21 protein-coding genes are annotated in these 26,555 nt (G+C 71.0%); 5 read left to right on the forward strand and 16 right to left on the reverse strand.

All coding sequences use genetic code 11. From position 1 onward, the window contains the following. A partial coding sequence (locus CIK81_RS09030; protein ID WP_275937291.1) for a sirohydrochlorin chelatase occupies nt 1-399 on the forward strand: 399 nt, incomplete at its 5' end. 94 nt (nt 400-493) lie between these two features. On the opposite strand, the gene ilvD is transcribed toward CIK81_RS09030, so the two are convergent. Beyond that, nucleotides 494-2,326 carry a dihydroxy-acid dehydratase gene (ilvD, locus tag CIK81_RS09035; RefSeq protein ID WP_096197262.1) on the reverse strand — a complete coding sequence of 611 codons (1,833 nt, stop codon included), beginning with the start codon at nt 2,324-2,326 and terminating at the stop codon, nt 494-496. Nucleotides 2,327-2,432: 106 nt separating this feature from the next. Between ilvD and CIK81_RS09040 the strand changes: the two genes are divergently transcribed. Continuing rightward, nucleotides 2,433-3,263 (forward strand): helix-turn-helix transcriptional regulator, encoded by an 831-nt coding sequence (locus tag CIK81_RS09040; protein ID WP_096165650.1) that lies wholly within the window; start codon nt 2,433-2,435, stop codon nt 3,261-3,263. Nucleotides 3,264-3,427: 164 nt separating this feature from the next. Here the strand turns inward: CIK81_RS09040 and gatB are convergent, their stop codons facing one another. The 4 genes from gatB to CIK81_RS09060 are packed head-to-tail and all read right to left on the reverse strand — an operon-like array spanning nt 3,428 to nt 7,758. Further along, complete coding sequence (gene gatB / locus CIK81_RS09045) at nt 3,428-4,942, reverse strand: Asp-tRNA(Asn)/Glu-tRNA(Gln) amidotransferase subunit GatB (protein ID WP_096165652.1); 1,515 nt, start codon at nt 4,940-4,942, stop codon at nt 3,428-3,430. Further along, entirely contained in the window at nt 4,942-6,447 is a 1,506-nt protein-coding gene (gene gatA, locus CIK81_RS09050) for an Asp-tRNA(Asn)/Glu-tRNA(Gln) amidotransferase subunit GatA (protein ID WP_096197261.1), read from the reverse strand. The genes gatB and gatA overlap by 1 nt, the downstream gene beginning before the upstream one ends. A gap of 19 nt (nt 6,448-6,466) precedes the next feature. Further along, the gene (gene gatC / locus CIK81_RS09055) at nt 6,467-6,763 is read right to left on the reverse strand and encodes an Asp-tRNA(Asn)/Glu-tRNA(Gln) amidotransferase subunit GatC (protein ID WP_096165655.1); all 297 of its coding nucleotides are present in this window, start codon (nt 6,761-6,763) and stop codon (nt 6,467-6,469) included. 53 nt (nt 6,764-6,816) lie between these two features. Further along, nucleotides 6,817-7,758: an N-acetyltransferase gene (locus tag CIK81_RS09060; protein ID WP_114355664.1), complete on the reverse strand. Its 942-nt coding sequence runs from the start codon at nt 7,756-7,758 to the stop codon at nt 6,817-6,819. Nucleotides 7,759-7,842: 84 nt separating this feature from the next. Between CIK81_RS09060 and CIK81_RS09065 the strand changes: the two genes are divergently transcribed. Both CIK81_RS09065 and CIK81_RS09070 read left to right on the forward strand, forming a co-directional pair. Then, nucleotides 7,843-8,055, forward strand: coding sequence for a hypothetical protein (locus CIK81_RS09065; RefSeq protein ID WP_096165659.1), 213 nt, complete (start codon nt 7,843-7,845; stop codon nt 8,053-8,055). A gap of 101 nt (nt 8,056-8,156) precedes the next feature. Continuing rightward, nucleotides 8,157-10,409, forward strand: a complete 2,253-nt coding sequence (locus CIK81_RS09070; protein WP_114307346.1) for a RecQ family ATP-dependent DNA helicase — start codon at nt 8,157-8,159, stop codon at nt 10,407-10,409. 76 nt (nt 10,410-10,485) lie between these two features. Here CIK81_RS09070 and CIK81_RS09075 read toward each other — a convergent pair whose 3' ends face one another. The 11 genes from CIK81_RS09075 to CIK81_RS09125 form a co-directional block, all read right to left on the reverse strand. Then, on the reverse strand, nt 10,486-11,739 hold the full coding sequence (locus CIK81_RS09075; protein ID WP_199586340.1) for a hypothetical protein: 1,254 nt from the start codon (nt 11,737-11,739) through the stop codon (nt 10,486-10,488). A 179-nt stretch (nt 11,740-11,918) separates the two neighbouring features. Next, nucleotides 11,919-14,564 (reverse strand): NAD-dependent DNA ligase LigA, encoded by a 2,646-nt coding sequence (locus CIK81_RS09080; RefSeq protein ID WP_114355665.1) that lies wholly within the window; start codon nt 14,562-14,564, stop codon nt 11,919-11,921. A gap of 45 nt (nt 14,565-14,609) precedes the next feature. Beyond that, nucleotides 14,610-15,734: a hypothetical protein gene (locus tag CIK81_RS09085; protein ID WP_114355631.1), complete on the reverse strand. Its 1,125-nt coding sequence runs from the start codon at nt 15,732-15,734 to the stop codon at nt 14,610-14,612. Beyond that, entirely contained in the window at nt 15,731-16,975 is a 1,245-nt protein-coding gene (gene mnmA / locus CIK81_RS09090) for a tRNA 2-thiouridine(34) synthase MnmA (protein WP_114311477.1), read from the reverse strand. Before mnmA ends, CIK81_RS09085 begins: the two co-directional genes overlap by 4 nt. Before the next feature lie 148 nt (nt 16,976-17,123). Beyond that, nucleotides 17,124-18,356, reverse strand: a complete 1,233-nt coding sequence (locus CIK81_RS09095; RefSeq protein ID WP_114355632.1) for a cysteine desulfurase family protein — start codon at nt 18,354-18,356, stop codon at nt 17,124-17,126. Continuing rightward, nucleotides 18,350-19,303: a hypothetical protein gene (locus tag CIK81_RS09100; RefSeq protein ID WP_181861509.1), complete on the reverse strand. Its 954-nt coding sequence runs from the start codon at nt 19,301-19,303 to the stop codon at nt 18,350-18,352. The genes CIK81_RS09095 and CIK81_RS09100 overlap by 7 nt, the downstream gene beginning before the upstream one ends. Continuing rightward, the gene (locus tag CIK81_RS09105; protein WP_158541977.1) at nt 19,300-20,298 is read right to left on the reverse strand and encodes a VWA domain-containing protein; all 999 of its coding nucleotides are present in this window, start codon (nt 20,296-20,298) and stop codon (nt 19,300-19,302) included. Before CIK81_RS09105 ends, CIK81_RS09100 begins: the two co-directional genes overlap by 4 nt. Beyond that, nucleotides 20,295-21,317 carry a VWA domain-containing protein gene (locus tag CIK81_RS09110; protein ID WP_096165666.1) on the reverse strand — a complete coding sequence of 341 codons (1,023 nt, stop codon included), beginning with the start codon at nt 21,315-21,317 and terminating at the stop codon, nt 20,295-20,297. Before CIK81_RS09110 ends, CIK81_RS09105 begins: the two co-directional genes overlap by 4 nt. Then, nucleotides 21,308-21,820, reverse strand: a complete 513-nt coding sequence (locus CIK81_RS09115) for a hypothetical protein (RefSeq protein WP_096165667.1) — start codon at nt 21,818-21,820, stop codon at nt 21,308-21,310. The genes CIK81_RS09110 and CIK81_RS09115 overlap by 10 nt, the downstream gene beginning before the upstream one ends. Beyond that, nucleotides 21,807-22,703 (reverse strand): DUF58 domain-containing protein, encoded by an 897-nt coding sequence (locus CIK81_RS09120; protein ID WP_096165668.1) that lies wholly within the window; start codon nt 22,701-22,703, stop codon nt 21,807-21,809. The genes CIK81_RS09115 and CIK81_RS09120 overlap by 14 nt, the downstream gene beginning before the upstream one ends. Nucleotides 22,704-22,740: 37 nt before the next feature. Next, entirely contained in the window at nt 22,741-23,721 is a 981-nt protein-coding gene (locus CIK81_RS09125; protein ID WP_096165732.1) for a MoxR family ATPase, read from the reverse strand. 539 nt (nt 23,722-24,260) lie between these two features. Between CIK81_RS09125 and glgX the strand changes: the two genes are divergently transcribed. Further along, nucleotides 24,261-26,504, forward strand: coding sequence for a glycogen debranching protein GlgX (glgX, locus tag CIK81_RS09130; RefSeq protein ID WP_096165669.1), 2,244 nt, complete (start codon nt 24,261-24,263; stop codon nt 26,502-26,504). The last annotated feature ends 51 nt before the right edge of the window (nt 26,505-26,555 follow it).

Consider the following 26,555-nt stretch of genomic DNA (forward strand, 5'->3'; position numbering starts at 1 on the left):
CTGGGCCCCGATCCGCGCCTGGCCGAAGTCATGGCGCAGCGGCTCGCGGAGGCCGGAACCCACAGCGAGGACGCGGTGGTCATGGGCGTGGTCGGCACCCGGGATCCTGCCGGGCAGGCCATGGCCCACGAGATGGGCCGGGTGCTCGCCCGGCGTCTGGGCCGCGAGGTGAGCGTCGGCTTCCTCGCCGCGGCATCGCCCACCGTGGCCGAGGCCGTCGCGAGTCGGCGCGCCGCCGGCGCCCGCCGAGTCGTGGTCGCGAACTACCTGCTCGCACCAGGGCAGTTCACCAGCCAGCTCGAGGACGCCGGCGCAGATCTGGTCGCCGCTCCGCTCGGTGACCATCCGCTCGTCGCGGAGATCGCCGTGGACAGATACGAGGCGACGCTCGGGGCCTGAGACCGAGGGGTCCCGGGCCCCGAGCGTCGGGGGTGTCCAGAGCGTCCCGACGGTGCGGGTCGGACCAGCGCGCGACGGGTCGGACCAGCGGCGGTCAGTCCAGCGGGCGGCGGGTCGCCCCGTAGGTCGCCGAGCGCACCAGATGCGCGTACACCTTCAGCGCCTGGGAGACGACGCGATCACGGTTCACGGGCCGCCACGGCAGCGGTCCCTTCGCCTCACGGCGCCGGGCGAGCTCGTCCTCGGGGACATCGAGCTCCAGCAGGCGCTTGTCGACGTCCATGATGATCGTGTCGCCGTCCTCGATGAGGCCGATCAGGCCGCCCTCGGCCGCCTCCGGGGAGATGTGGCCGATCGAGACGCCGCTGGTGCCGCCGGAGAAGCGGCCGTCGGTGATCAGTGCGCAGGTCTTGCCCAGACCGCGTCCCTTGAGGAACGAGGTCGGGTAGAGCATCTCCTGCATGCCGGGCCCGCCCTGCGGGCCCTCGTAACGGATCACCACGACGTCGCCGGCCTTGACCGTCTTGTCGAGGATCTTCTGGACCGCCTCCTCCTGGGAGTCGCAGACCACTGCGCTGCCCTCGAAGTGGAAGAGGTCCTCGGTGACGCCGGCGGTCTTGAACACGGCGCCGTCGCGGGCCAGGTTGCCCTTGAGCACGGCGAGGCCGCCGTCCTTGGTGTAGGCATGCGGGACCGCGCGGACCACGCCCTCCTCACCGTCGGTGTCCAGTTCGTCCCAGGTGTTCGTGGTGGAGAAGGCCTGCGTGGTGCGCACGCCGCCCGGGGCCGCGTGGAAGAGGGCCTCGGCCTTCTTCGAGGCGGAGCCGCCGCGGATGTCCCACTCCGCCAGCCAGCTGGCGAGGTCCGGGGAGTGCACCGTGTGGATCGTGTGGTCCAGCAGCCCGGCGCGGTCGAGCTCCCCGAGGATGGCGGGGATGCCGCCGGCACGGTGGACGTCCTCGACGTGCGCGGTGCCGTTGGGGGCCACCTTGGACAGCGTGGGCACCAGGCGGGAGATGCGGTCGATGTCATCGAGACCGAAGTCGACCCCGGCCTCGATCGCGACCGCGAGGATGTGCAGGATCGTGTTCGTGGAACCGCCCATGGCGACATCCATCGCCATCGCGTTGGAGAAAGCGGCCTTGGTGGCGATCGCCCGCGGCAGCACCGACTCGTCGCCGTCCTCGTAGTAGCGCGTGGCCAGCTCGACGATCTTCCGACCGGCCTCGAGGAACAGCTCCTTGCGGAACGCGTGGGTGGCGAGCGTGGTGCCGTTGCCGGGCAGCGAGAGGCCGAGCACCTCGGTGAGGCAGTTCATCGAGTTGGCGGTGAACATGCCCGAGCAGGAGCCACAGGTGGGGCAGGCATTCTCCTCCACCTCGGCGAGCTGCGCATCGGTGATGGAGTCGTCGGCGCTGAGCGCCATCGCATCGACCAGGTCGATCCGGTTCTCGGTGACACCCTCGACGGGCTTGCCGGATTCGGAGGGCCCACCGGAGACGAAGATGACCGGGATGTTCAGGCGCATCGCGGCCATCATGTGGCCGGGGGTGATCTTGTCGCAGTTGGAGATGCACACCAGGGCATCCGCCGTATGCGCGTTGACCATGTACTCGATGGAGTCGGCGATGATGTCACGGCTGGGCAGCGAGTAGAGCATGCCGCCGTGGCCCATCGCGATGCCGTCGTCCACCGCGATGGTGTTGAACTCCTTGGAGATGCCGCCGGCCTCGGCGATGGAGCTCGCCACGAGATCGCCCATGTTCTTGAGGTGCACGTGACCGGGGACGAACTGGGTGTACGAGTTCGCGATCGCGATGATCGGCTTGCCGAAATCACCGCTCTTCATGCCGGTCGCGCGCCAGAGGGCGCGAGCACCGGCCATGTTGCGGCCGTGGGTCGAGGTGCGGGAACGAAGCTGAGGCATAGGGACATCTGACCACCCCGGACGCCCCGGCACCAAGACGCCGCCACTACTAGTGGTGGAACTGATAGTTTTCACGCCAGGGACGACCTGCCGACCAGGAGGCTGCATGACCGATGGACCGCGCGCCGAGCTCGGCACTTTCCTGCGACGACGCCGCAACGAGGTCGTGCGGGCCGACTACGACCTGCCGCCCGTGGGCCGCGGGCGCACCACGGGACTGCGTCGGGAGGAGATCGCGTTCCTCTCCGGGGTGAGCGTCACCTGGTACACGTGGCTCGAGCAGGGCCGGGACATCAACCCCTCGCGCCAGGTGGTCGACGCGGTCGCCGTGAACCTGCGCCTGACCGAGGCGGAGCACGACTACGTGCTCGGTCTGGCCGGCTTCGCTCCTCCCCCGCGCCCCGTGCTCGCCGAACCCGCACCGGTTCCCTCGCACGTGCAGCATCTGCTGGACGCCCTCGACCCTGCCCCGGCCTTCGCGCTCACGCCGCACTGGGACATCGCCGCCTGGAACCGGGCGTACGAAGGACTGTTCCCTGCGGTCCGGGACGCCGAGGCGACCCAGCGGAACCTGCTGCAGTTCATCTTCACCGACCCGTGGGTGCGTTCGATGCTCCCGGACTGGGAGCGCACCAGCCGGCAGTTCCTCGCCGAGTACCGTGCCGAGGCCGGTGGCCGGGCCGGCGGTCCGCAGCATGTGCGTCTGGTGGGGCACCTGCGGGCCGAGAGCGAGGAGTTCTCCCGCGCCTGGGACGCCCACGAGGTGGAGCGCTTCGCCTCACGGCGCCGGGAGTTCCTCCATCCGGTCGTGGGACGTCTCGTGTTCGAGCAGGTCAACGTCGTGCCGCAGGACGCACCGGATCTCCACGTCGTCTCCTACCTCCCGCTGCCCGAGGAGGGCACTCCTGCGGCGGCGGCGCGGCTGCTGGAGGGCTGAGCGCCTCCTCGTGCGCGGGCAGCGAGCCCGCGGGCTGCCGCGGGCTGCCGCAGGCTGCCGGGAGTCCTGGCAGGTCCGAGAGCACAGGAGCGCCCGGGGCCGCATGGTGACGGCTCCCGGGCGCTCCTGTGCTCCGGTAGCGCTGTGCTCCGGCGCGGATCCGCTCAGCTGACGCCGAGCTTCTCCATGATGATCTCGCGCACGCGGCCGGCGTCCGCCTGACCGCGGGTGGCCTTCATGATCGGGCCGATGAGAGCGCCGATGGCCTGGATCTTGCCGCCCTGGATCTTCGCGACCACGTCGGGGTTGTCGGCGATCGCCTGATCGACGGCGCCCGTGAGCACCGAGTCGTCCGAGACGACGGCGAGGCCGTCCTTCTCGACGATCGCGGCCGGATCTCCCTGACCACTCAGGACCTTGGTGAGCACCTGCTTGGCGATCTTGTCGTTGATCTTCTTCCCGTCGACCAGGCCCTGCAGCTCGGCGATCTGAGCCGGGGTGACGGCCAGCTCCTCCAGCTCGGAATCCTGCTCGCGGGCGACCCGCGCCAGCTCGCCCATCCACCACTTGCGGGCGCTCTGCGCGCTCGTTCCGGCGGCGACGGTCGACTCGATGAGGTCGAGGGCACCCGCGTTGATCGCATCGCGCATCTCGAGGTCGGTGAAGCCCCACTCGCCCAGCAGGCGGCGACGGCGCGCCGCCGGGAGCTCGGGCAGGCTGCCGCGGATCTCCTCGACCCATTCGCGGCTCGGAGCGACGGGCACCAGATCCGGCTCGGGGAAGTAGCGGTAGTCCTCCGCGTCGGACTTCGGGCGGCCCGAGGACGTGCCCCCGGTGTCCTCGTGGAAGTGGCGGGTCTCCTGGATGATCTTCTCGCCGGCGTCGAGCACGCCCGCCTGGCGGGAGATCTCGTAGCGCACGGTGCGCTCGATCGACCGGAACGAGTTCACGTTCTTCGTCTCGGTGCGGGTGCCGAGCTCGGCCTCGGGGTTCTCCCGCAGCGAGACGTTGATGTCGGCGCGCACGTTGCCGCGCTCCATCTTCGCCTCGGAGACGTCCAGCGCCCGGAAGATGTCGCGCAGGGTGCGCACATAGGCGGCGGCGACCTCGGGGGCGCGGCCCTTCGTGTTCGGGATCGGCTTGGTGACGATCTCGACCAGCGGCACGCCGGCGCGGTTGTAGTCGACCTGCGAGTGGGTCGCACCGTGGATGCGCCCGGTGGAGCCGCCGACGTGGGTGTTCTTCCCGGCGTCCTCCTCCATGTGGGCGCGCTCGATCTCCACGCGGATGATCTCGCCGTCCTCCAGCTCGACGTCGACCCAGCCCTCGTAGCAGATGGGCTCGTCGTACTGCGAGGTCTGGAAGTTCTTCGTGAGGTCCGGGTAGAAGTACTGCTTGCGCGAGAACCGGCAGTTCTCGGCGATCGAGCAGTTCAGCGCCAGGCCGATCCTGATCGCGTATTCGACGGCCTTGTGGTTCACGACCGGCAGCGCGCCGGGCAGGCCCAGCGAGGTCGGGGTGATCGCCGTGTTGGGCTCGGCGGCGAAGATGTTGGGCGCGCCGTCGAACATCTTGGTGGCGGTGCCCAGCTCGACGTGGACCTCGATGCCGAGCACCGGGTCGAAGCGCGAGATGGCCTCGTCGTAGTCGACGAGTTCGATGTCGGTTGCTGCACTCATCACTTCGCTCCTGACGTGAGCTCGGGGGCCTTGGCCAGCAGGGGGCCTCCCCAGGAGTCCTCCAGCAGTGCCTCCAGGGCGCCGCCCACCCGGTAGAGGCGCTCGTCGGCGCGGGCCGGGGCGAGGAACTGGATGCCGGCGGGCAGGCCATCCTCGGCGAGACCGCTGGGGATCGAGATGCCCGGCGTGCCGGCGAGGTTCGCGGGAATGGTGGCGATGTCGTTCATGTACATCGCCATCGGGTCGTCGACCTTCTCGCCGAGGCGGAAGGCGACGGTGGGCGAGGTCGGCGAGGCGAGCACGTCGACCTGCTCGAAGGCGGCGGCGAAGTCGCGCTGGACGAGCGTGCGCACCTTCTGGGCGCTGCCGTAGTAGGCGTCGAAGTAGCCGGCGGACAGCGCGTAGGTGCCCAGCAGGATGCGTCGCTTGACCTCGTCGCCGAAGCCGGCGCCGCGGGTGGCCTTCATGACGTTCTCGGCGGTGGGGTGGTCCTCGGGGATCACGCGCAGGCCGAAGCGCATGCCGTCGAACTTCGCGAGGTTCGAGGACGCCTCCGAGGGCATGATCAGGTAGTACGCGCCCAGCGCGTAGCGGAAGTTCGGGCAGGAGACCCGCACGATCTCCGCGCCGGCGCGCTCCAGCTGCTCGAGGGACTCGGTGAAGCGGGCGCTGACCTCAGGGGCGAAGCCCTCGCCCTCGAGCTCCTCGATGACGCCCACGCGCAGCCCCTTGACGTCCTTGGTGCGGGCGGCCGCGGCGAAGGAGCCGACGGGATCGGTCAGCGAGGTCGAGTCGTGGGGGTCGTGGCCCGCGATCAGCTCGTGCAGGAGCGCCGAGTCCTCGACGGTGCGGGTCACGGGGCCGGCCTGGTCCAGCGAGCTGGCCATGGCGATCAGGCCGTAGCGGGAGACGGAGCCGTAGGTGGGCTTCACGCCCACGGTGCCGGTGACGGCGCCGGGCTGACGGATCGAGCCGCCGGTATCGGTGCCGATCGCGAGCGGGGCCTCGTACGACCCCACGGCCGCGGCGCTGCCGCCGCCGGAGCCGCCGGGGATGCGGTCGCGGTCCCACGGGTTGCGGGTGGGGCCGTAGGCGCTGGTCTCGGTGGAGGAGCCCATCGCGAACTCATCCATGTTGGTCTTGCCGAGGATCGGCAGGCCGGCCTCGCGCAGGGCCGTGACCAGGGTCGCGTCGTAGGGCGGGATCCAGCCCTCGAGGATCTTGGAGCCGGCGGTGGTGGGCTGGCCCTCGGTGACCACGACGTCCTTGACGGCGATCGGCACGCCGGCGAGCGCGTGCAGCTCCTCGCCGTCGGCGCGGCGGGAGTCGATGTCCCGAGCGGTGGCGAGGGCGGCGTCCTGGTCGACGTGGAGGAAGGCGTTCAGGTCGCCGTCGACGGCGCTGATGCGATCCAGGTGGGCGCGGGTGAGCTCCTCGGAGGAGACCTCGCCTGCGTTCAGCGCGGCCGCCTGGGCGGCGGCGCTGCGACGGATGATGTCGTTCATCGGTGGGGTCACTCTCCTCTCACTCCTCGCCCAGGATCTGCGGGACGGCGAAACGGCCGTCCTGCGCGTCAGGAGCGCCGGCGAGCGCCTGCTCCTGGGTCAGCGTGTTCTCGACGACGTCCTCACGGAAGACGTTGGTCATGGCAATGGGGTGGGACGTCGCGGGAACATCCTCGGTGGCGACCTCGGACACGGAGGCGACAGCATCCATGATGGAGTCGAACTCGCCGGCGAAGCGGTCGATCTCCTCATCGGTGAGCTGGATCCGTGCGAGGTCGGCGAGGCGTGCGACGTCATCTCGTCCGATCGAAGGCATGAGGCACATTCTAGGCGCTCGCCGGCAGGGCGGGGACGACCGGCGCAGGCGGCTCAGGAATCAGGGGTCGGCGGCGCGCCGGCCTGCTTCCGGTAGTGATAGCTCCCGCGGGGATGGAAGCCGAGTCCCTGGTAGAGCGCGGCGGCGGGGGCGTTGTCCTGCTCGACCTCGAGCAGGGCGAGATCCGCCCCCTGGACGGCGGCGATCGCCAGCAGGGTCTGCGAGACGGCACGGCCGAGTCCTTCACGACGGCGCCGCGGATCCACCGCGATCATGTTCAGGATCGCTGCGGTCCCCCGGCCCGCCTCGACCAGGGCGGCGCGGCCGACGGCGACGGGTGCGCCGCCGCCGTCGACGTCATCGCCGTTGCCGTCGCCGCTGCCGTCGCCGTTGCCGTTGCCGTTGCCGTTGCCGTTGCCGTTGGAGCGGAGCAGCACCTGCACCGAGGGCGTGCCGGCGAGGATGTCGTGCATCGTGGCGCGGGCGTCGTCCCCGTCGCGGGGCGCCAGCGACCAGGCGGCCTCGAACCAGTCCTCGTCCAGCGCTCCGGTGCGGATCTCGGCCGACGGATGCGGGGCCGCGGTGCGGGCGCGGTCCAGCGGGAGCTCGAGCAGGGTGCTGTGACCGGTGGCGTCGTACCCGCGCGCGGCGAGGAGGCCGTCGAGCGCTTCGGGGCCGTGCACGTCCAGGACCCGGAAGCAGGCCTGCTCCCCGGTCATCGCGAGCAGTCCCTCGATCCGTTCGACCGCGGCGAGGAGCGAGGCGTCGTCCGAGGGAGCGTCCACGGCGACGGCGCTGTTGGCGCGGCGGGTGATCCCCCGCGAGCGCAGCAGCGCGAAGCCGTCCACGTCCAGGCGCTGCAGCGGCCGCCACCCGGCGATGAGCGCCTCGACGAGGTGGTATCCGCCGAGCGCCCTGCCTGACGCGGGGCGTGCGGAGTGACGGGCCGACCTGCGATGGGCCTGGGACGAGGTGCGACGGGATCGATGGCTCACCTGATCGATCGTAGTCACCTCCCCGGTAGACTTCCGCCCACCAGCCGAGGTCCCTGAGGCCGACTCCTGAAGGAAGGCGCCGTCATGTCTGTCGACCCGAACGTCGATCACCACGCCCACGATCCCGAGGACGAGGACCAGCCCTCGGACGATCCGACGATCCGGGAGGCGCAGGAGCTCGAGGCCAAGATGCGCCGCGCGCTGGCGACCAAGGAGGATCCGCTGCGCGATGACGAATCCACGTCGGAGCGTCTGCGCCGTCTGGCCCGCGAGAACTCCGCCTCCGACGACACCTGAGCCTCCCAGCGACCTCTCCTCCCCATCGGGGCCCGGACGGGTTCTGTCCACCACGGCGCTCTGCCAGCTCGCGCGTCGGCCCGAGTTGCCACACTGGGGGCATGGAACCCTCGCAGCCCTCCCCCGCCCCGTCCGACTCGGCACTGCACGACGAGGCGCAGCAGGCTCTGGCCGCGCTCACCGGGCGCCCCGATGCCGATTTCCATGCGGGGCAGTTCGAGGCGATCTCGGCACTCGTCGAGGAACGGCGCCGCGTGCTCGTGGTCCAGCGCACGGGATGGGGGAAGTCCGCCGTCTACTTCCTCGCCTCCCTGCTGCAGCGTCGCCGCGGCGCCGGACCGGCACTCATCGTCTCCCCGCTGATCGCGCTCATGCGCGACCAGGTCGCCGCGGCCGCCCGAGCCGGGGTCCGGGCCGAGGCGATCAGTTCGGCGAATCCCACGCAGTGGCAGGAGATCGAGCAGAGCCTCGCAGCCGATGAGATCGACGTGCTGCTGGTCTCCCCCGAGCGTCTGGTGAACCCCCGCTTCCGCGAGGAGCAGCTGCCCCGCCTGGTCGAGCGCTGCGGCCTGCTGGTGATCGATGAGGCGCACTGCATCTCCGATTGGGGGCACGACTTCCGGCCCGACTACCGCCGGCTGCGGGATCTCGTCGCACAGCTCGGCCCGGAGGTGCCGGTGCTCGCCACCACCGCGACCGCCAACAGCCGCGTGGTCGCGGACGTCGAAGAGCAGCTCGGGGTCACCGCTCAAGGCCCCGAGACGACCACCTCGGGGGTGCTGACGCTGCGTGGCCCGCTCACCCGGCGATCCCTGCGCCTGGGCTCCCTGTCCCTGCCCGATGACCGGCAGCGGCTGGACTATCTGGTGCGCCACCTGGACTCCTTCGAGGGGTCGGGCATCATCTATACCCTCACCGTCTCCGCCGCGGAGGACCTGGCGACGCTGCTGAACCGTCCCGACCGGCCCGTGCGCGCCTACACGGGGCGCACGGATGCCGAGGAGCGCGCCCAGCTCGAGGCGGATCTCAAGGAGAATCGGCTCAAGGCCCTCGCCGCCACGAGCGCGCTGGGCATGGGCTTCGACAAGCCCGACCTCGGCTTCGTGATCCATCTGGGCGCACCGAGCTCGCCGGTCGCCTACTACCAGCAGGTGGGGCGTGCCGGCCGTGCGACGGACACTGCTGACGTGCTGCTGCTTCCCGGGCGTGAGGACCGAGCGATCTGGGAGTACTTCGCCACGGCGTCGATGCCCTCGCAGGAGTCCGCGGCGCAGGTGCTCAGCGCACTGGCGGAGTCCGGCTCCCCGCTGAGCACGCCGGCTCTCGAGGCGCGGGTGGACGTGCGCCGCACCGCGCTCGAGCTGCTGCTGAAGGTCCTCGCGGTCGACGGTGCGGTCGAGGCCGTGCGCGGAGGCTGGATCGCGACCGGTGCTCCGTGGCACTACGACGCCGAGCGGTACGAGAACGTGGCGCGCACCCGTCGCGAGGAGCAGCAGGCGATGCTCGCCTATGAGCGTCTCGGCACCGACGGCCAGGGGCCCGAGGCGGTCGCTGCGGACCCGGCCCAGTGCAGGATGGTGTTCCTGGCCCGTCAGCTTGATGACACCACGGCCGTCCCCTGCGGCCGCTGCGACGTCTGCTCAGGACCCTGGTATCCCGCGGTCGACGCTCCGGCAGCGTCGGGCTCCGCGGCCGATACCCAGGTCGCCGCGCTTCTGGATCGTGTCGGCGTGCCGGTCGAGCCGCGTGCTCAGTGGCCGCAGGGCCTGGATCGTCTGCAGGTCACTCTCGACGGGAGCGCACCTCCCAAGGGCCGCATCCCCGAATCCGAACGGGCCGAGGTGGGGCGCGTGATCGCGCGCATGTCGGATCTGGGATGGGCGGTCCCCCTGCGCGAGCTGCTGCGCACCGACGAGAACGGCCACCGCGTCGACGCCGAGGTGCCCGAGCGAATCGGCTCCCGGATCGTCGAGGTCCTCGCCGAATGGGACTGGGCCCGGCGACCCGTCGGGGTGCTGGCCGTGCCCTCGGCCACGCGTCCGCATCTGGTGAGCTCACTCGCCTCGGGCATCGCGTCGGTCGGTCGGCTCGAGAATCTCGGTCAGCTCGGCCTCGACCCCGAAGCGGCTCCTCTGAACGGGGCTCGCAACAGCGCCTTCCGGGTCGCCGCCCTCTGGAACCGTTTCGCGGTCACCCCGGAGCTGCAGCAGCGCCTGCAGGCCCTGGACGGTGCCCCGATCCTGCTGGTGGACGACATGATCGACACCCGGTGGACGATGACCATCGCCGCGCGCCTGCTGCGGCGCGCGGGCTCCGGTCCGGTGCTGCCGATCGCCCTCGCCCAGGAGGCGTGAGCACCTCGGCGCTGCGGGTCCGCACCGGCGCAGGGCATCTGCGCCGGCGCAGGGCAGGTGCACTGTGGGGCTGGCGTCAGGAGGAGTAGTCGCCCTGCTTGACCGCGAACACCGGGCGGTCGCCCTCGTCCTCCTTGAGACACCACAGCAGATCGGGCCCGTCGGCGTCCTCCCAATAGCTGAGGGACTCTCCCCAGGACACCCACGGGTAGGAGGTCATCGCACCGGACCCTGACCAGTGGTGCAGCGTCTTGTGGTGGGAGTCGTTGAACCACCAGCGCCCGTTGTGGGAGGCGACACCGTTGAGGTAGTGCAGGGGCACCTCGAGGGCCTCGGTGGCGGTGGTCTTCTCCGCGAACGTGGCACCGCCCTTCTCGAATGGGAAGCGGACGGCACGCGTGGGTCCTTCCGGATAGTCGCCCCCGCAGTCCACGCAGCGATATTCGGTCATGACGATCGACCGGCTCACGCGATCCAGGGAGATCGTGGACCACACGAGCTCTGTCGTGCCGTCGGCGACCTCGGAGCTGACAGTTCCCACCTGCGGCAGCACATAAGCGTAGTTGTGGGCGTAGAACGAGTCCCCGACCCTGCCGATCTGGTCCTTCGACCCGCCCGTGTCCGTGGTGACGATCTTGCTCATGTCGAACACCCGCATACCGTTCGGTGAGGCCGTGGAATCCGCCACGTACAGCAGATCCTCGTACCAGGCGATCCCTCCGACATGGATCCCGATGTCCTGGAAGCTCGGTTCCGCCGCGGTGCCGGTGGGCTCCACCAGGAGGATCCGTCGGTAGGAGTCGGGATGGTTCGCGTCCCAATCGATCAGGTTGATGCGGCTGCTCTTCGGGGAGTTGTTGTAGAAGCTGACCGCGATCACCTGACGCCCGTCGTACCGCCCGTTCCCTGCCGTACCGACGGCATCTCGGCTGGTGGTGATGCCCTGGGGGACGGCATCAGGATCGTTCTCGTCGCTCGAGGCGAAGCGGAAGCCGTGCACCTGCGTGTCCAGGACAGTCGCCGGAGTGCGGTCATGGTTCGCATGGTCCATGACGTCGCTGACGCTCGCCCCACCGGCCTGCTCCAGGAGCGCCGCGACGCGCGAGGTGTGCTCGTCATAGTCAGCGGTGAGTGTGAAGTCCTTCGGATCGAGGTCGCCCGGCGTCGCGGCCTGTGCAGGGGCCGCCTGGGCGGGCGCTGCCAGTGCGCCACCCGCTGCGGTGAGGGTGCCCAGGAGACCGGCCCCTCGCAGGATGGTGCGTCGGTCGACGTGCCGACGAGTCGCTTCCTCGCCGGAGCCCGCAGTGGGTTCGGAACGATGGGTGCTCATGGTCGAGCAGCCTTCCTATGGGGTGCATCGTGACGCGCACCACGCTCCCACGGCCGCAGAGCGAAGTCGAGAGGATTGCTGGAGGGATTCGTCCGCCCGGGACATTGCGCCGGTGAATCCGTTCGAAGGGCACGACGCTCTGTCCGTCCTCGCTCCGCGGTGCCGGTCCCGACGTCGGACTATGCGTCGCTCGACAGGTCCTCGACGCTCTCGTCCGCCGCCTCGTGCGGAGCCTCGTCCGGGCCGGTCGCCTCGTCCGGGACCGGTTCTGCGGTGGCTGACAGATCCTCGGCGTCGGCGTCGGCGACCGCGTCGGCCCCGCCGTCGAGCAGCGCGACGAACCCGGCCTCGTCGAGGATCCTCAGTCCGAGGTCGCGGGCCTTGGTCTCCTTGGTACCGGCGTTCTCGCCGACCACCACGAAGTCGGTCTTCTTGGAGACCGAGCCCGAGGCCTTGCCGCCGCGGGTGATGATCGCTTCCTTCGCGCCGTCACGGCTGAAGCCCTCCAGCCCACCGGTGACCACGATTGTCAGGCCCTCGAGGGTCTTCACGAAGCCCTCCTCGACCTCATCGACCATCCGCACGCCGGACGCGGCCCAGGCATCGACGAGCTCGCGGTGCCAGTCCACGTCGAACCACTCGACCACGGCCTCCGCGATGATCGGACCCACGCCGTCGGTGTCGGCGAGCTGGTCGACGCTCGCCTCGCGGATGGCGTCCATCGACCCGTAGGCGGTGGCGAGAGAGCGTGCGGCCGTCGGCCCCACGTGCCGGATCGACAGCGCGACGAGCACCCGCCACAGCGGCTGGCTCTTCGCCTTCTCGAGCTCGGAGGCGAGGGTCTCGGTGGTCTTCAGCACGGTCGGGGCCTTGTGCTGCGTCCAGACGCCGTCGCGCTTGAAGTGCTTGAACTGCGGACGGGACCAGAAGGCGGGCTGGATGCGCCAGTCCCCCGTCGGCTCCCCGTCACGACGCTCCGGCTGCCAGACGACCACGTCCCGCAGGTCCTCGACGGTGAGGTCGAACAGATTGCTGCCGATGGTGACCACGGGCTCCTGCAGCCCGGGCAGCAGAGGATCCTCCGCCGAGGTGATCTGCAGCAGCGGCACGCCATCGGTGCCCTGGGTGACCCGACCGTTCTTCACCACGACGAAGTTCTCGAGCTCCGCGTCGGAGGCCTCGCGGATCGGCAGGTGGATGCTGTGCCCGGCGCTCAGGGCGGCGAGCGCCTCCCCGCGGCGCTTGTCGGGATCCGTCAGGGCGATCGCGGACTCCTCACCGAGCGCCTCGATGTCGAAGCCTCCTCGGGAGGCGGCGTGCTCGACGCGCCCGGTGACCTGCGCGGGACAGTTCTTCTGGTTGGGGCAGCGCCAGTCCTTGTCGCCCTCCCGCTCGGGCCGGATGGTGGTGCCGCAGGCCGGGCACTGCGTGGGCATCACGAAGGGGCGCTCGCTGCCGTCGCGCAAGGAGTCGACGGGGCCCAGGATCTCCGGGATCACGTCGCCGGCCTTGCGCAGCACGATGGTGTCGCCGATTAGCACGCCCTTGCGCTCCACATCGAACTGGTTGTGCAGCGTGGCCTTCTCGACCGTGGAGCCGGCGACGGTCACCGGTTCCATGACGCCGAAGGGGGTGACGCGGCCGGTGCGTCCCACCTGCACCTGGATGTCCAGGAGCTTGGTGGTGACCTCTTCGGGCGGATACTTGAAGGCGGTCGCCCAGCGCGGGGCGCGCGAGGTCGCGCCCAGGGCCCGCTGCTGCGCGAAGGAGTCGACCTTCACGACGATGCCGTCGATCTCGTGCTCGACGTCGTGGCGGTGCTCGCCGTAGTGCTCGACGTAGTCGACCACCTCCTCCGACGAGGTCACGACCTTCATGTAGTGGCTGGTCGGGAGCCCCCAGGACTCCAGCAGGTCGTAGACCTCGCTCTGGGAGCCGACGGGCGGGTCCGGCCAGGCGCCGAGGCCGTGCACCGTCAGCCGCAGGGAGGTGAGCCGGGCGTCGCCCGCCTCACGCTCCAGACCTGTCTTCTTCTCGAGCTGCTGGCGCAGCCCTCCGGCCGCGGTGTTGCGCGGGTTCGCGAAGGTCGGGAAGCGGCGGGTCGCGGCCAGCTGCTCCCGTTCCTCGTCGAACGCGCGCCGGCCCGCGGCCTGACGCGATTCCCAGCGCGAGCGGGATTCGGCGACCGCGCGCTCACGCAGCTCCACCTGGAAGTCGTTCAGACGGGCGAAGTCCGCGGTCGGCATGAACACCTCGCCGCGCACCTCGACCAGGTCGGGATGGCCGCTGCCGGACAGGGACCGCGGGATGCCGGGGATCTGCACCGCGTTGGCGGTGACATCCTCGCCGGTGCGCCCGTCGCCGCGGGTCGCGGCCGTGACCAGCTCGCCGCGCTCATAGCGGAGATTGATCGCGAGACCGTCGATCTTCAACTCGGTGAGCCAGCGGACGTCCTGGCCGAGCTCGGCGCCGGCATGGGCGCACCAGTCGCGCAGCTCCTGGACGGAGAAGACGTTGTCGAGGCTGAGCATCCGCTCCGCGTGATCGATCTCCGCGAGACCCTCGGCCACCGCGCCGTGCACCGTCTGCGTCGGGGAATCCTCCTTGGCCAGCTGCGGGTGCCGCTCCTCGAGCTCGCGCAGCTCGCGCTCCAGCGCGTCGTACTCGGCGTCGGCGAGGGTCGGGGCGTCATGGACGTAGTAGTCCTCGATCGCCTTCTCGATCTGAGCCGTCAGCTCGGCGATGCGCTGCTGCGCCTCGGTGGCGTCGCCCCCCGAACGCTCGGTGGATACGGTGTGCTGGGTGTCCTGCTCGTCCTGACTCACCAGGACATTGTGACCCACCGTCCTGACAAGGCATAGCCGGGCGGATCAGCCCGCGACGCGCTCCGCCCACGGCGGCGCGGCGCGCAGGAGCGATTCCAGGGCGTTCTCATCGAGCATGGTCGACAGCTCCGGCTGCGCCGAGGGATCGAGCCTGCCGGCGTGGACGTCGTGCGAGACGCCCGTGTTCGCCAGCAGGGTGCAGCCGGCCGCATCGGCGTCGGCGTATCCCATCTGGTTCCAGATGCCCAGGAGCTTCTCGAGCTCGGGGGCGAGCTTGCCGCCGGGGCGCGGATCGACGACGACCTCGAAGGAGCAGCCGGCCTCGCGGGCATCGGCGATCCCCTCCCACAGGGCGCGACCTCGGGGGTCCTCGAGCGTCGGCATGCGGCGCGGGCCGAGCGTCATCCTGCGCACGCCCGCATCGCGTGCAGCGCGCAGCAGCTCGAGATCCGCGCCGATCCCGATGGTGATCGAGCCCGCGCCCAGGCCGGCGTCCTCGAGCGCGACGATCAGGCTGCGCCACAGCGCCCCGATCTCGGGAGCCGGGACGGCCGGGTAGGCGCGGCGACCGGACGGGGTGGGGATGCGCCCCTCGTGCACACCGGCGACCGCGTCCTCACGCAGCAGCAGGTGGGGGCGCGCGCCCGGGACCCGCTCACGGACCTCGGTGAGGTGGTCGATGAGTCCCTCGGCCAGCAGCAGCGGCAGATCGCGCACGGCGCCTGGATCACCGAGGGTGCGCTCGCCCGAGTTCAGGAAGGTGGCGCCGGCCAGAGTGACCGGGCCGAGCGCCGTCGTCATCAGCGGTCCCTCGTAGCCGAGCAAAGCGATGCGGGCGGCGTCCAGGAGCCGGTCGCGCAGCTCGCGGGCGTGCTGCCAGGCGCGCCCGATGCCCGGGCCCAGCCGCCAGCCGTAGCTGACGAGGTCGCCGGTGGTCTCGGCGAGCAGGGCCAAGGTGGCCGGCAGCAGGTGGTCGGTCTCGTCGGTGCCGAGCGCCGAGGGCAGGTAGAGCCGGGTCGCGATCTGCTCGTCGAGATCGTCGCCCAGCAGCGCGCGCAGGCGCATCAGCGCGGCCAGGTGCGGATCGTCGGGGAGCTCGAGGCGGAGGGTCTCGGCAGGGGTGGGCACTCGGAAGGTGCCGTCGCCCGTGAGGGTGACCAGTGTCGTCATGCGCGTCGCTCCAGGGTGGCGGCGGCGATCACGCGGTCGCCGTCGTACAGGACGAGGGTCTGACCGGGCGCGACGCCTCGGATCGGGGTCTCGAGGCTCACACGGAGGCTCGAGTCGGCGGTGGGGGCGTCGGGGTCGGCGCCGGCCCCGGTGGCAGCAGCGCCAGAGGCAGCGGCGCCGGTGGCAGCGGCCCCGGTGGCAGCGGCGCCAGTGGCAGCACTATCGGCGGTGGCCCCGGCGGCAGCGCTATCGGCGGTGGTGGCGGGGACCGTGGCGTCGGTCGGGACTTCGAGCAGGCGGGCCGGGGTGGCCTCGCCATGCGCTCGGATCTGGGCGCGCACCTCGCGGCCGACGGACAGCGGCTCGAAGGAGATCACGTCGGTGGCGATGAGCTCGCGGGTGGACAGCAGCTCCGCCGCACCGACGACGACCTGGCGGGAGGAGGGGTCGATGTCGACCACGTAGCGGGGCGCGCCGTCGGCCGCGGGGTGCTGGATGCCCAGGCCCTTGCGCTGGCCGATGGTGAAGCCGTGGGTGCCCTGGTGGGAGCCGATCACGCTGCCGTCCGCGTCGAGGATCTCGCCGGGCGAGGCCCCGAGGTTGCGCTCGAGGAAGCCCTGGGTGTCGCCGTCGGCCACGAAGCAGATGTCGTAGCTGTCCGGCTTGGTGGAGACGCCGAGTCCGCGTGCCCGGGCCTCGGCCCGCACCTCCTCCTTGGTCTCGTACTCCCCCAGCGGGAACAGCGAGCGGCCCACGGCGTCCGGACCCATCACGGCCAGGACATAGGACTGGTCCTTCGCCATGTTGCGGGAGCGGTGCAGGGACGGCGCGCCGTCCGGGCCGTCGGTGCGGATCGAGGCGTAGTGGCCGGTGCACACGGCGTCGAAGCCGAGCAGCCGGGCACGGTCCATGAGGGTGGCGAACTTGATCCGCTCGTTGCAGCGCACGCAGGGGTTGGGGGTGCGGCCGGCGGCGTACTCGGACAGGAAGTCCTCGACGACGAGGTCGTGGAAGTCGTCGGAGAGGTCCCACACGTAGTACGGGATGCCGATGCGGTCTGCGGCACGCCGGGCGTCGGAGGCGTCCTCGACGGTGCAGCATCCCCGGGAGCCGGAGCGGGTCTGGTCCCGGTTCTTGGACAGGGCCATGTGGACGCCGACGACCTCGTGGCCCGCCTCGGCCGCGCGGGCCGCGGCGACGGCCGAGTCGACCCCACCACTCATCGCTGCGAGCACCTTCATCGTCCCGTCACCTCCTTGAATCGCACCCGAGAAGTCTACGGTCGCGCATGGTCCCGGGCAGGTGGCCCGAACGTGAGATGCGCCCCGGTAACAACCGGCCCGACGCCGGGGCCCGGTGCCGGGGGCAGGGCGCGAGCGGACCGGTGCGTCAGCCCAGGAGCGCGCCGACGGCCCGAGCCTTCTCCAGCGTGTCCGGCAGGGCGCGCAGCAGGAGGTCGACGTCGTGGTCGGTGCTGGTCCAGCCCAGGGACAGGCGCAGTGCGCCCCGGGCGGTGGCGTCGTCGATGCCCATCGCGGCCAGCACGGGGCTGGCCTGGGTGACGCCGGCGGAGCAGGCGGAGCCGGCCGACGCGTCGATCCCGCGCTCATCGAGCAGGAACAGCAGGGAGTCGGAGTGCGCGCCGGGGAACACGACGTGCACGATGTGCGCCGAGCGCGGGGTGTCCTCGGCGAGGGTGAAGCGGGCCGTGGGGTCGATCTCGTGGATCCCGCGGCGCAGCCGCTCGGCGAGGGCGCGCAGCCGTCGGATCTCCTGGTCGCGATCGGACAGGGTCTCGCGCAGCGCGGCGGCGAAGGCTGCGGCGAGGGCGAGGTCCAGCGTTCCCGAGCGCACTTCGCGCTGCTGACCGCCGCCCGTGCTCACGGGCCCGAAGGGCACGTCGGGCTTGGCGACCAGTGCCCCGACCCCCACGGGGGCTCCGATCTTGTGCCCGGACAGCGTCATGAGGTCCAGGTCGTCCCACGACCAGAAGGGGAACGCCCCAGCGGAGCCGTGCCCCAGGTCAGCACCGTGCCCCAGGGCAGCACCGTGTCCCAGGGCTTGGACCGCATCGGTGTGCACGATGGTGCCGTGGGGACGGGCCTGCGCAGCCAGGGCCGCCGGATCCTGCATCGCGCCGGTCTCGTTGTTGACCAGGGCTGCGCTGAGCAGCCCTACGGCACCGTCGGCCAGGGCGGCCTCGACGCCCTCGGACCGCAGCATCCCCTGGCCATCGACCGGCAGCATCCGGGCCTCGAGAGCGGGTGCGAGCGACCGCGCCGTGGCGACCACAGCCGGGTGATCGGTGGCCGCCACCGCGACGGCGGTGCGGGAGGGCTCTGCGGCGAGGATCCCGGTGGCCGCGCCGCGGACCGCGAGGTTGTCCGCCTCGGTCCCTCCGGATGTCATGATCAGCCAGCTGCGAGGCACCCCGAGCTGCTCGGAGATCGACTCCAGGGCGTCATCGAGCACAGCCCGGGCGCGGCGTCCCGTGGCATGGGTCGAGGACGGGTTGCCCGGAGTCGCCGAGGCCTCGAGAAGGGCTTCCCGGGCGGCGGGACGCAGCACGGTGGTCGCCGCATGGTCGAGATAGGCGCGCGCGGCGCCGACGCTGTTCACCATGGCTTGTTCGGATCCTGGTCGGTGTCGCCGGGCTCGTCGTCGCCCTCGCCGCCCTGCGCGCCCTTGTTGCGCTCTTCCAGCTCGTCGTCCTTCTTCTGCTGGTCGTCCGATCCGTCCGTGGGGGCCTCCTCGTCGGGGCCATCGCCCTCGGGGTCCTCACGGGTGGGATCACCGGCGGGCGGAGGGCTGCCCTCGCCCTCCTGATCGCGGTCCGCAGGGTCGTTGCCGGCCTCCTCGTCGGCCTCGCGGCGCTTCTCCTCGACACGCTCTCCGTTCTTGTCGGTGGTCTCGGAGTCCTCGTTGCCGGTGCCCTCCTCACCGCCGCCGGAGCCGCCTTCGCCTTCTCCCTCACCGCCGCCGCCACCGCCGCCGCAGACCGCCAGCAGCTCCTCGGCCTCGTGGAGGCGATCGGCGCGCTTCTGCGCGTCCTCGATCTCGTCGGCCTGTCGCTCGATGGAGATCGCGAGGTTGTTGGCGATCTTGCACTGCGCATGCAACGGGGAGTTGAGGTCGCTGTGCTCGTCCCACTCGTCCATCGCGATGCGCAGCTCCTCCTCCGCCGCCTCGTCCTCCCCCTGCTGCAGCAGGGCCGTGCCCTTGGACAGATGCGGCAGGTAGGGCTCGAACCAGTTCGCGAGCTCCACGGGCGCCAGCCGTTCGATCGCCGCCGGATAGTCACCGCTGTCGTAGGCGGAGCGGTGACCGGCCTGCGTGATCGGCATGGACACGAACTTCACGGCGAGCAGCGCGAGCGCCAGGATCGGCAGCGCGAGCACCACGAACACGATGATCCGGGTGCGTCGCAGCCGGCGCACGTTCAGCCCGAAGTCCTTCGGGCTGCCGGAGGTGTCCTGCTCGAGCGCGGGCGGCATCGGGCTCGTCGCCGGCGACGGGCTGGGAGCGCTCGGGGCGGAGGGATCGGGCCCGGGGGCCGTGGGTGCACTCATCGCTGCGCTCCTGTGACGTCGTCCCGATCCAGCCGCCGAGGAAGCCGATAGGTCATCGCGCCGAGCTCCCAGATCAGGAGTGCGGCGAGCGGGATCGAGGCGACCCAGTACCAGTCCTCGAAGCTGGCCACGTCCCGCGCGGACTCCATCGGGACCGGGCGCAGCGTGATCCCCTCCATGGTGCCCTCGATCTCCGCCTCGGGGTCCTCCCGATGGAGATAGGGCACGCCCATCTGGTCGGCGATGGCCTGCAGCTGCTCCTCGTCGATCTTCGAGATGCCCTTCGCCCCGCTGGAGTCGGTGATGTACTCGCCGTCGGCGTCGCCGCCCTCGACCTTCATCGGTCCGCCCTCGGCGGTGCCGTAGCCGAGCACGCCGCCGCCGTCGGTGTAGCCGGCGATGGGGCTGAACGATTCCGAGTCCCGATCATCGGTGTTCTCGCCGTCGGTGAGGAGATAGACCAGGATCTGCGAGTCCGGGTCCTCCTTCCGGGTCGCTGCGAGCTGTCCCATCAGCGACTCCAGCGGGCGGTCGACGTTCGAGCCCTGGGAGTAGGCCGTCGGCTCCGTGGTGAGGGTGTCGATCCAGGAGCGGGCGGCCCCGGCATCCGTGGTCAGCGGCAGCTGCTGCGTGGCGGAGGAGTCGAAGGCGAGGATCGAGTAGCGCGACCCCTCGGTCATCCCCATGATCCGGGTCATGTCCGCCTTCACGCCCTCCAGGCGCGGCTGGCCGTCGGCATAGTCCTCGGCGTTCATCGAGCCGGTGCGGTCCACCACGAAGAACACGTTCGCGTTCATCCTCTGGGTCTGCTCGCTGTCCAGCGGGGTCACCGGGCGCAGGGCGACGGCGAGCAGCAGAACCACCATCAGCAGGCGACGCAGCCACGCGATCCGCTGGCGCGGCCGCCGGATCAGCAGCACCGCGCACAGCGCGAGCATCGCCGTGAACAGGGGGATCGTCGCCCACAGCGGCATCAGGGGCTCCAGGCGGATCATCGTGCCCTCCAGCCCAGCACCAGGATGCCGATCAGGGACAGGAACGTGAGCACGAACCCGAACGTCGGATGGTCGGTGCGCACCACGGTGGGTTCGGCCCCCATCGCCTGGGCCTGGGACTTCTGGATCTGGTCGATGATCGACGGGATCGCCCGCGGGTCCGAGGACTCGTACAGGGAGCCGTCATGACCCTCGGTCGCGGAGCGCAGCTCCTCGAGGCACTCGGGGCCGCAGTCGTACGCGCCGGGATAGAAGGTGTACAGGTCGATGTCCCGCGCAGCGACGGCGTCGGCGGCCTCGTCCAAGGTGAAGATCGGCTCTCCGTTGACCTCGTTGTCGGTGGCGAAGATGATCGAGCGGGAGCGCTCGGTGTCCGCCTGGTCGAAGACCTGCCCGCAGGAGGCCAGGCCGTCGGGCACCACGGAGGCCTGGTCCGGGATCCCGCGCGTGCCCTCGACGAAGTCGACGTAGCTGCGCACCTTGTCCTCGGGATAGTCGCGGTTGCCGAGCCGGTACCCGAACTCGTCGAAGTCGATCGCCTCGGCGCCCTCCTCGAGCTGGCGCTGGATCAGGTCGTAGTCGTTGGTCAGCGGGAACACGGTGCGACTGGTCGAGTTGAAGATCGTCAGGGCCACCCGCTCCCCGTCGAAGGAGTCGACCATCTCGGCGAAGGTCGAGAGGATCTCGGTGTCGTACTCGTACATCGAGCCGGAGACATCCAGGCACAGCACGATGTCCCGCGAGGAGAACTCCGGGGTCTCGATCCGCTCGGTCGCGATCCGGCCCGAGAGCACGGAGGCGGAGACCACGGCGATCACGGCGATCCCGATCTGCAGCACCCGCAGCACCTTGGCGACCCGCTGGGCGCGCACGAAGCTGGGGATGCGGTCGAGGTACTGGGAGTTGGCCACCAGCACCGGCGCCTTGCGCATCGCCCGGCGGTTCCAGAACGTGATGCCCCAGACGGCGAGCGCGGCCAGCAGGAGCAGCAGGGTGACCCACCAGAAGGTCATGACCATCGTCGGATCACCTCCCGGGCGCGGCGCACGGAGTCCCGCAGCTCGGCGTCCGTGGACAGCGCGAAGTCGGGCTCGTACAGTGCCGCGATCAGCTCGCCGACGTCACGGGTGCGCGGATCCGCGGTCAGGGTGCCGGTGTCCTGGCTGGTCACGTCGTGGCCGGTGGTGCGGCGCACGAAGCGGCGCATCACGGCGGTGAGCTCGTGATGGCCGGGGCGGGCCTCCAGCTCCCCCGCGTCATGGCGGTCGGCGATGTCGTTGACGGCTCGCAGGAACTCGGCCTTCAGGGTGTCCACGTCGGTGGGGCGGCGCCGGTAGGCGACACGCTTCTCGATCGCCCGGGTGATCTTCAGGGTGGCGACGATCAGTGCGGTGATGACCAGCAGGCACAGCACTGCCAGGATCACCCATGCCACCGAGTACTGGGGCGGGGCGATGATGTCCTTCGGCGAGGGGTCGGCCAGGAGCGCGCCGGCGCCGGTGAGCAGCTCAGACGCGGGCATGGCGGTACTCCCTCGACCTCAGCATGGCGATCATGTCCTCGACCACGGTGGTCTCGCCCTCGGTGATCATGTGGGTCACGTGCAGACGATCGAGCATCTCGGTGATGCCCTCGCGGCGAGCGCGGCGGTACGCCTCGACATCCTGGGCGACGCGCTTCGAGGAGCGGGACAGCGAGGCGATCTCGCGGGGACGGTCCACGTCGATCACCTCGTGGTCCAGCTCCGTGCGCTGCAGCGGGTCGGCGTCGGCGATGCGGATGACCATCACGTCGTGCCGTGTCGTCAGGCGCCTCAGCAAGGTGTAGTCCTCGACCACGGGATGCGCCTCATCGGTGATGATCGTCATCAGCGTGGAGCGCGAGGTGACGCGGAAGGCGCGCTCGAGCAGCCAGGAGGTGTCCGTCGCGGGGGCCGCCGGCGTGGCGGCCTGCTGGACGCTGCGCAGGAGCAGCTCGAGATGACCGTCGCTTGAGCGTGAGGGCAGCTGGATCGGGTGGCCCTCGTGGCCGCCCACCAGGCCCACGAGGTCGCCGTTCTTCTGGGCCAGGAAGCAGATCATCCCCGCCGCGAGGATCATCGCTTCCCGCTTGGACGTGCCGTCCGCAGCGGTCGCGGCCATGGCCGAGGAGGTGTCGGCGACGACCGAGAGGTGCCGCACCCGCTCCTCGTTGAACCGCCGGATCAGCGGCTCGCCGGAACGGGCGGTCGCCTTCCAGTCGATCTCGGAGATCCTGTCGCCGGGCTGGTAGTACTTCAGATCGTCGAAGTCCTCGCCGCTGCCCTTGAACAGCGAGCGGCCGCGGCCCTGGATGAGGCCGCGCGCTCGGTTCGAGGTGTGCAGATCGACCTGGGCCTTGACCCGGGTCAGCAACGAGGTCGCCATGGGGTGTCTCCGGTCCTTCGCGCCGTGCTCGGGCCGCTCAGGGCATCGGCACGGCGTGGAACACCGCGTCGATGATCTGTTCGGGCTTGATGCCGCCGGCCAGGGCGTCGAAGGTGAGCACGAGGCGGTGCCGCAGCACGCCATAGCGCATCGCCCGCACGTCATCGGGGGTGACGTAGTCGCGCCCGTGGAGCAGCGCATGCGCCTGTCCCACCCGCATCAGCGCCAGGGACCCTCGCGGGCTGGCGCCGACGCGCACGGACTGGGTGAGATTCGGGACCGGGCGGGGCCCCGAACCGCGGGTGGTGAACACCAGATCGATGATGTAGCGCTTGACGGCAGGGTCGACGTAGACCGCGTCCACCATCTCCTGCAGGAAGCGGACGTCCTCGAGGTCCACGGTGCCCACGGCCTCGCGCGGCCCGGTGAGGCTGCCCGATGTGGAGCGGTCGAGGATCTCGTGCTCCTCGCCGGGACGGGGGTACGTGAGGATCTCCTTCATGAGGAAGCGGTCCATCTGCGCCTCGGGGAGGACGTACGTGCCCTCCTCCTCGATCGGGTTCTGGGTGGCGAGCACCATGAACGGATCGGGCAGGCGGTACACCTCGCCGCCGATGGAGGTCTGGCGCTCCTGCATCGCCTCGAGCATCGCCGACTGCGTCTTGGCGCTGGAGCGGTTGATCTCGTCCAGCAGCACCACGTTGGCGTGCACCGGGCCCAGCTGGGTGGTGAAGGTGCTCGAGCCGTAGTTGAAGATCTGGGTGCCGATGATGTCGTTCGGCATGAGGTCCGGGGTGCACTGGATGCGTGCGAAGGAACCGGTGATCGAGGAGGCCAGCGCGCTCGCAGCGGTGGTCTTGGCGAGCCCCGGCACGGATTCCAGCAGCACGTGGCCGCCCGCGGCGAGCGCCGCCACCAGGGTGAGGCGCAGGTTCTCCTGGCCCACCACCCGGGACTGGAACACCTGGGAGATGGTGCCGATGATGGATCCGGTGCGCTCGAGGTCCGCCGGCGGGATCGCGGCCGACGACGGGGCGAAATCCCCGGAGCGACGGGGCGCCGCACCCTGCGCGGCAGTGCCCTGGGGCACGCCGCCCTGGGGCACAGCGCCCTGGGCGACGGGGCCCTGGGTGACCGGACCCTGGGTGGCCGGGCCCTGAGCAACGGCGTCCGGAGCGCCGTGTCCCGGGGCCCTGCGGCCGCCCGGCTGGTGCTCCTGGTGCTGGGGATGCTGCGGTCGCTGCTGGTGCTGCGGGCTCAGCTGGCCCTGCCCGTGCGGCTGGCTCTGCCCGCCCTGGTGGCCGGGCTGGCTGGCTGGAATGCTCATGCGCTGCTGCTCCCCGTCGTGCGTTCGACTCGTGCTGTCCTTGCGAGCAGGCTCGCGGCCCGATCTCTCCGCCCGGCCCGTGCCCTGCGGCGGCCGGCGGCCGTGACCGGTCCTATGACTGTGCGGCGCCTGTCGGCCCCTCGTCGAGGGGCGTGACGGCACCGCGACGATCCTAACGGTACGGGGCCGGTCAGGGTGGGATCGTCCCCGCTCGGTGCAAGAATGCGGGCGTGCCAGCAGACCCTCCCGATCGTGCCGCTCCCCCGGTCCCTCCGACCTCCCCAGGCCTCGTCGTGGACGAGCTGGGCCGGGGCACGTTCGCCGTCGCCGCGCCGCGCGCCGAGGCGGTCGACCTGTGCATCCGGCACGGCGCCACCGAGCACCGGCAACGGCTGCGCCATGTCGACGGCGGTCTGCACTGGGACCAGGTCACCTCGATGGTGCCGGGCACCCGGTACGGACTGCGGGTGCACGGACCCTGGGATCCCGGTGCCGGACAGTTCGCGAACCCGCAGCGCCTGCTCCAGGACCCGTGGGGCCGCGGCATCTCGCACTCCTCGCCGCTGCTGAGCTCGTTCTTCCCCTTCGACGTCGATGCGATGCTCGACCGGGTCGAGGAGCGCACCCGGCGCGCCGAGGCCGACAACGGCGAGGACGCCGTGTGGTCGGTGGTCGTCTCGGATGCCTTCGACTGGCAGGAGGATCTCCGACCGATCCTCGAGTGGGATGCCTCCGTGCTCTACGAGCTGCACGTCAAGGGCTTCACCGCCCAGCATCCCGCGCTGCCGGCCGAGCAGCGCGGCACCTATGCGGGTCTCGGCCATCCTGCCGTCACCAGCTATCTGCGCGACCTCGGCGTGACCGGTGTGGAGCTGCTGCCGATCCATGCCGCGATGGACGAACCGCATCTCACCCGGCAGGGCATGACGAACTACTGGGGCTATTCGACGATGTCGTTCTTCGCCCCGGAGCCCTCCCTCGCCACGGCCGCCGCGCAGGCCGCCGGAGCGCAGGCGGTGCTCGACGAGGTGAAGACCATGATCCGCGCGCTGCACGCGGCCGGGCTCGAGGTGATCCTCGACGTGGTCTACAACCACACCGCGGAGGGTGGCGCGGATGGCCCCTCGCTGTCCCTGCGGGGACTGGAGAACCTCGAGTACTACTGGACCGACAGCGGCGCCTTCCGGGACATGACCGGCACCGGTGGCACCCTCGACCCCCGCTCGGTGCACGTGATGGACCTGATCCTCGGCTCGCTGCGCTACTGGGTGCAGGAGCTGCACGTGGACGGCTTCCGCTTCGACCTCGCAGCGACGCTGGGCCGCGATGACCGGGGCTTCCGCGCCGACCATCCTCTGCTGCGAGCGATCGCCACCGATCCGGTGCTGCGCGGGGTGAAGCTCATCGCCGAGCCCTGGGACCTGGGCACCGGCGGCTGGCAGACCGGGAGCTTCCCGCCGCCCTTCGCGGAGTGGAACGACGCCTTCCGCGACCAGGTGCGGGCGTTCTGGCTCTCCGACCAGGCCGTCCGCGCCCGCACCGGCGACGAGTCCCTCGGCGGCATCCGCGATCTCGCCACCCGACTGGCCGGGTCCAGCGATCTGCTCACGGCGCAGGACCCGCCCTGCCTTCCCGCAGGCCGCAGCCTGCGCGCCCCCTGGGCCTCGATCAACTATCTCACCGCCCATGACGGCTTCACGCTGCGCGACCTCACCACCTACGAGTGCAAGCGCAACGACGCCAATGGCGAGGGCGGCCGGGACGGCACCGACGACAACCGCTCCTGGAACCACGGCCACGAGGGCGAGGTCGACCCGCGTGCGGAGGACTCCGCCCGCATCCTGGAGCTGCGCACGCGCACGGCGCGCAGTCTGCTGGCGACCCTGCTGCTCGCCTCGGGCACGCCGATGCTCACGGCCGGCGACGAGTTCGGCCGCACCCAGCGGGGCAACAACAACGCCTACTGCCAGGACAACGAGATCTCCTGGATCGACTGGTCCCCGACGCCCCGGGGCCGCGCGCTGCGCGAGACCGTCACCAGGATCCTCACCCTGCGCGGGAAGCACCTCCAGCTGCGCACACGCCACTTCCTGCGACCGGCGGACGTCGAGCAGCTGGCACCCGATCAGGTCGCCTGGTTCGGGGCCGACGGGGAGGGCCTGAGCCACGAGGACTGGATGGATCCGTCCCGGCACCTGCTGGCGATGCTGCGCCCCGCCCCGCGCGGACGCACGGACGCCGACCACCTCCTGGTGATCCTCTCCGCCGCCTCGGAGGACACTGCGGTGCGCCTGCCCGGCTCCCCCTGGCCGCAGGGCATCGCCCGGGTGCTGCTGGACACGTCGCTCGAGCGTCAGGACGATCTGCCGGCCTCCCCGCTCACGGAGCGGACGGTGCTCGTGCCCGCCGGCAGCGTGGTCGTCCTCGGGATCGCAGCCGACGGCCCGGTGGAGTCTCCCGAACGGCTATCGTGAGGACCGTCACCGCGAACGTCGCAGGCGCCGAGCCGCCAGGCAGGAGAGGTC

It is taken from the genome of Brachybacterium sp. JB7, from assembly GCF_003335205.1.
GTDB classification, from domain to species: domain Bacteria; phylum Actinomycetota; class Actinomycetes; order Actinomycetales; family Dermabacteraceae; genus Brachybacterium; species Brachybacterium alimentarium.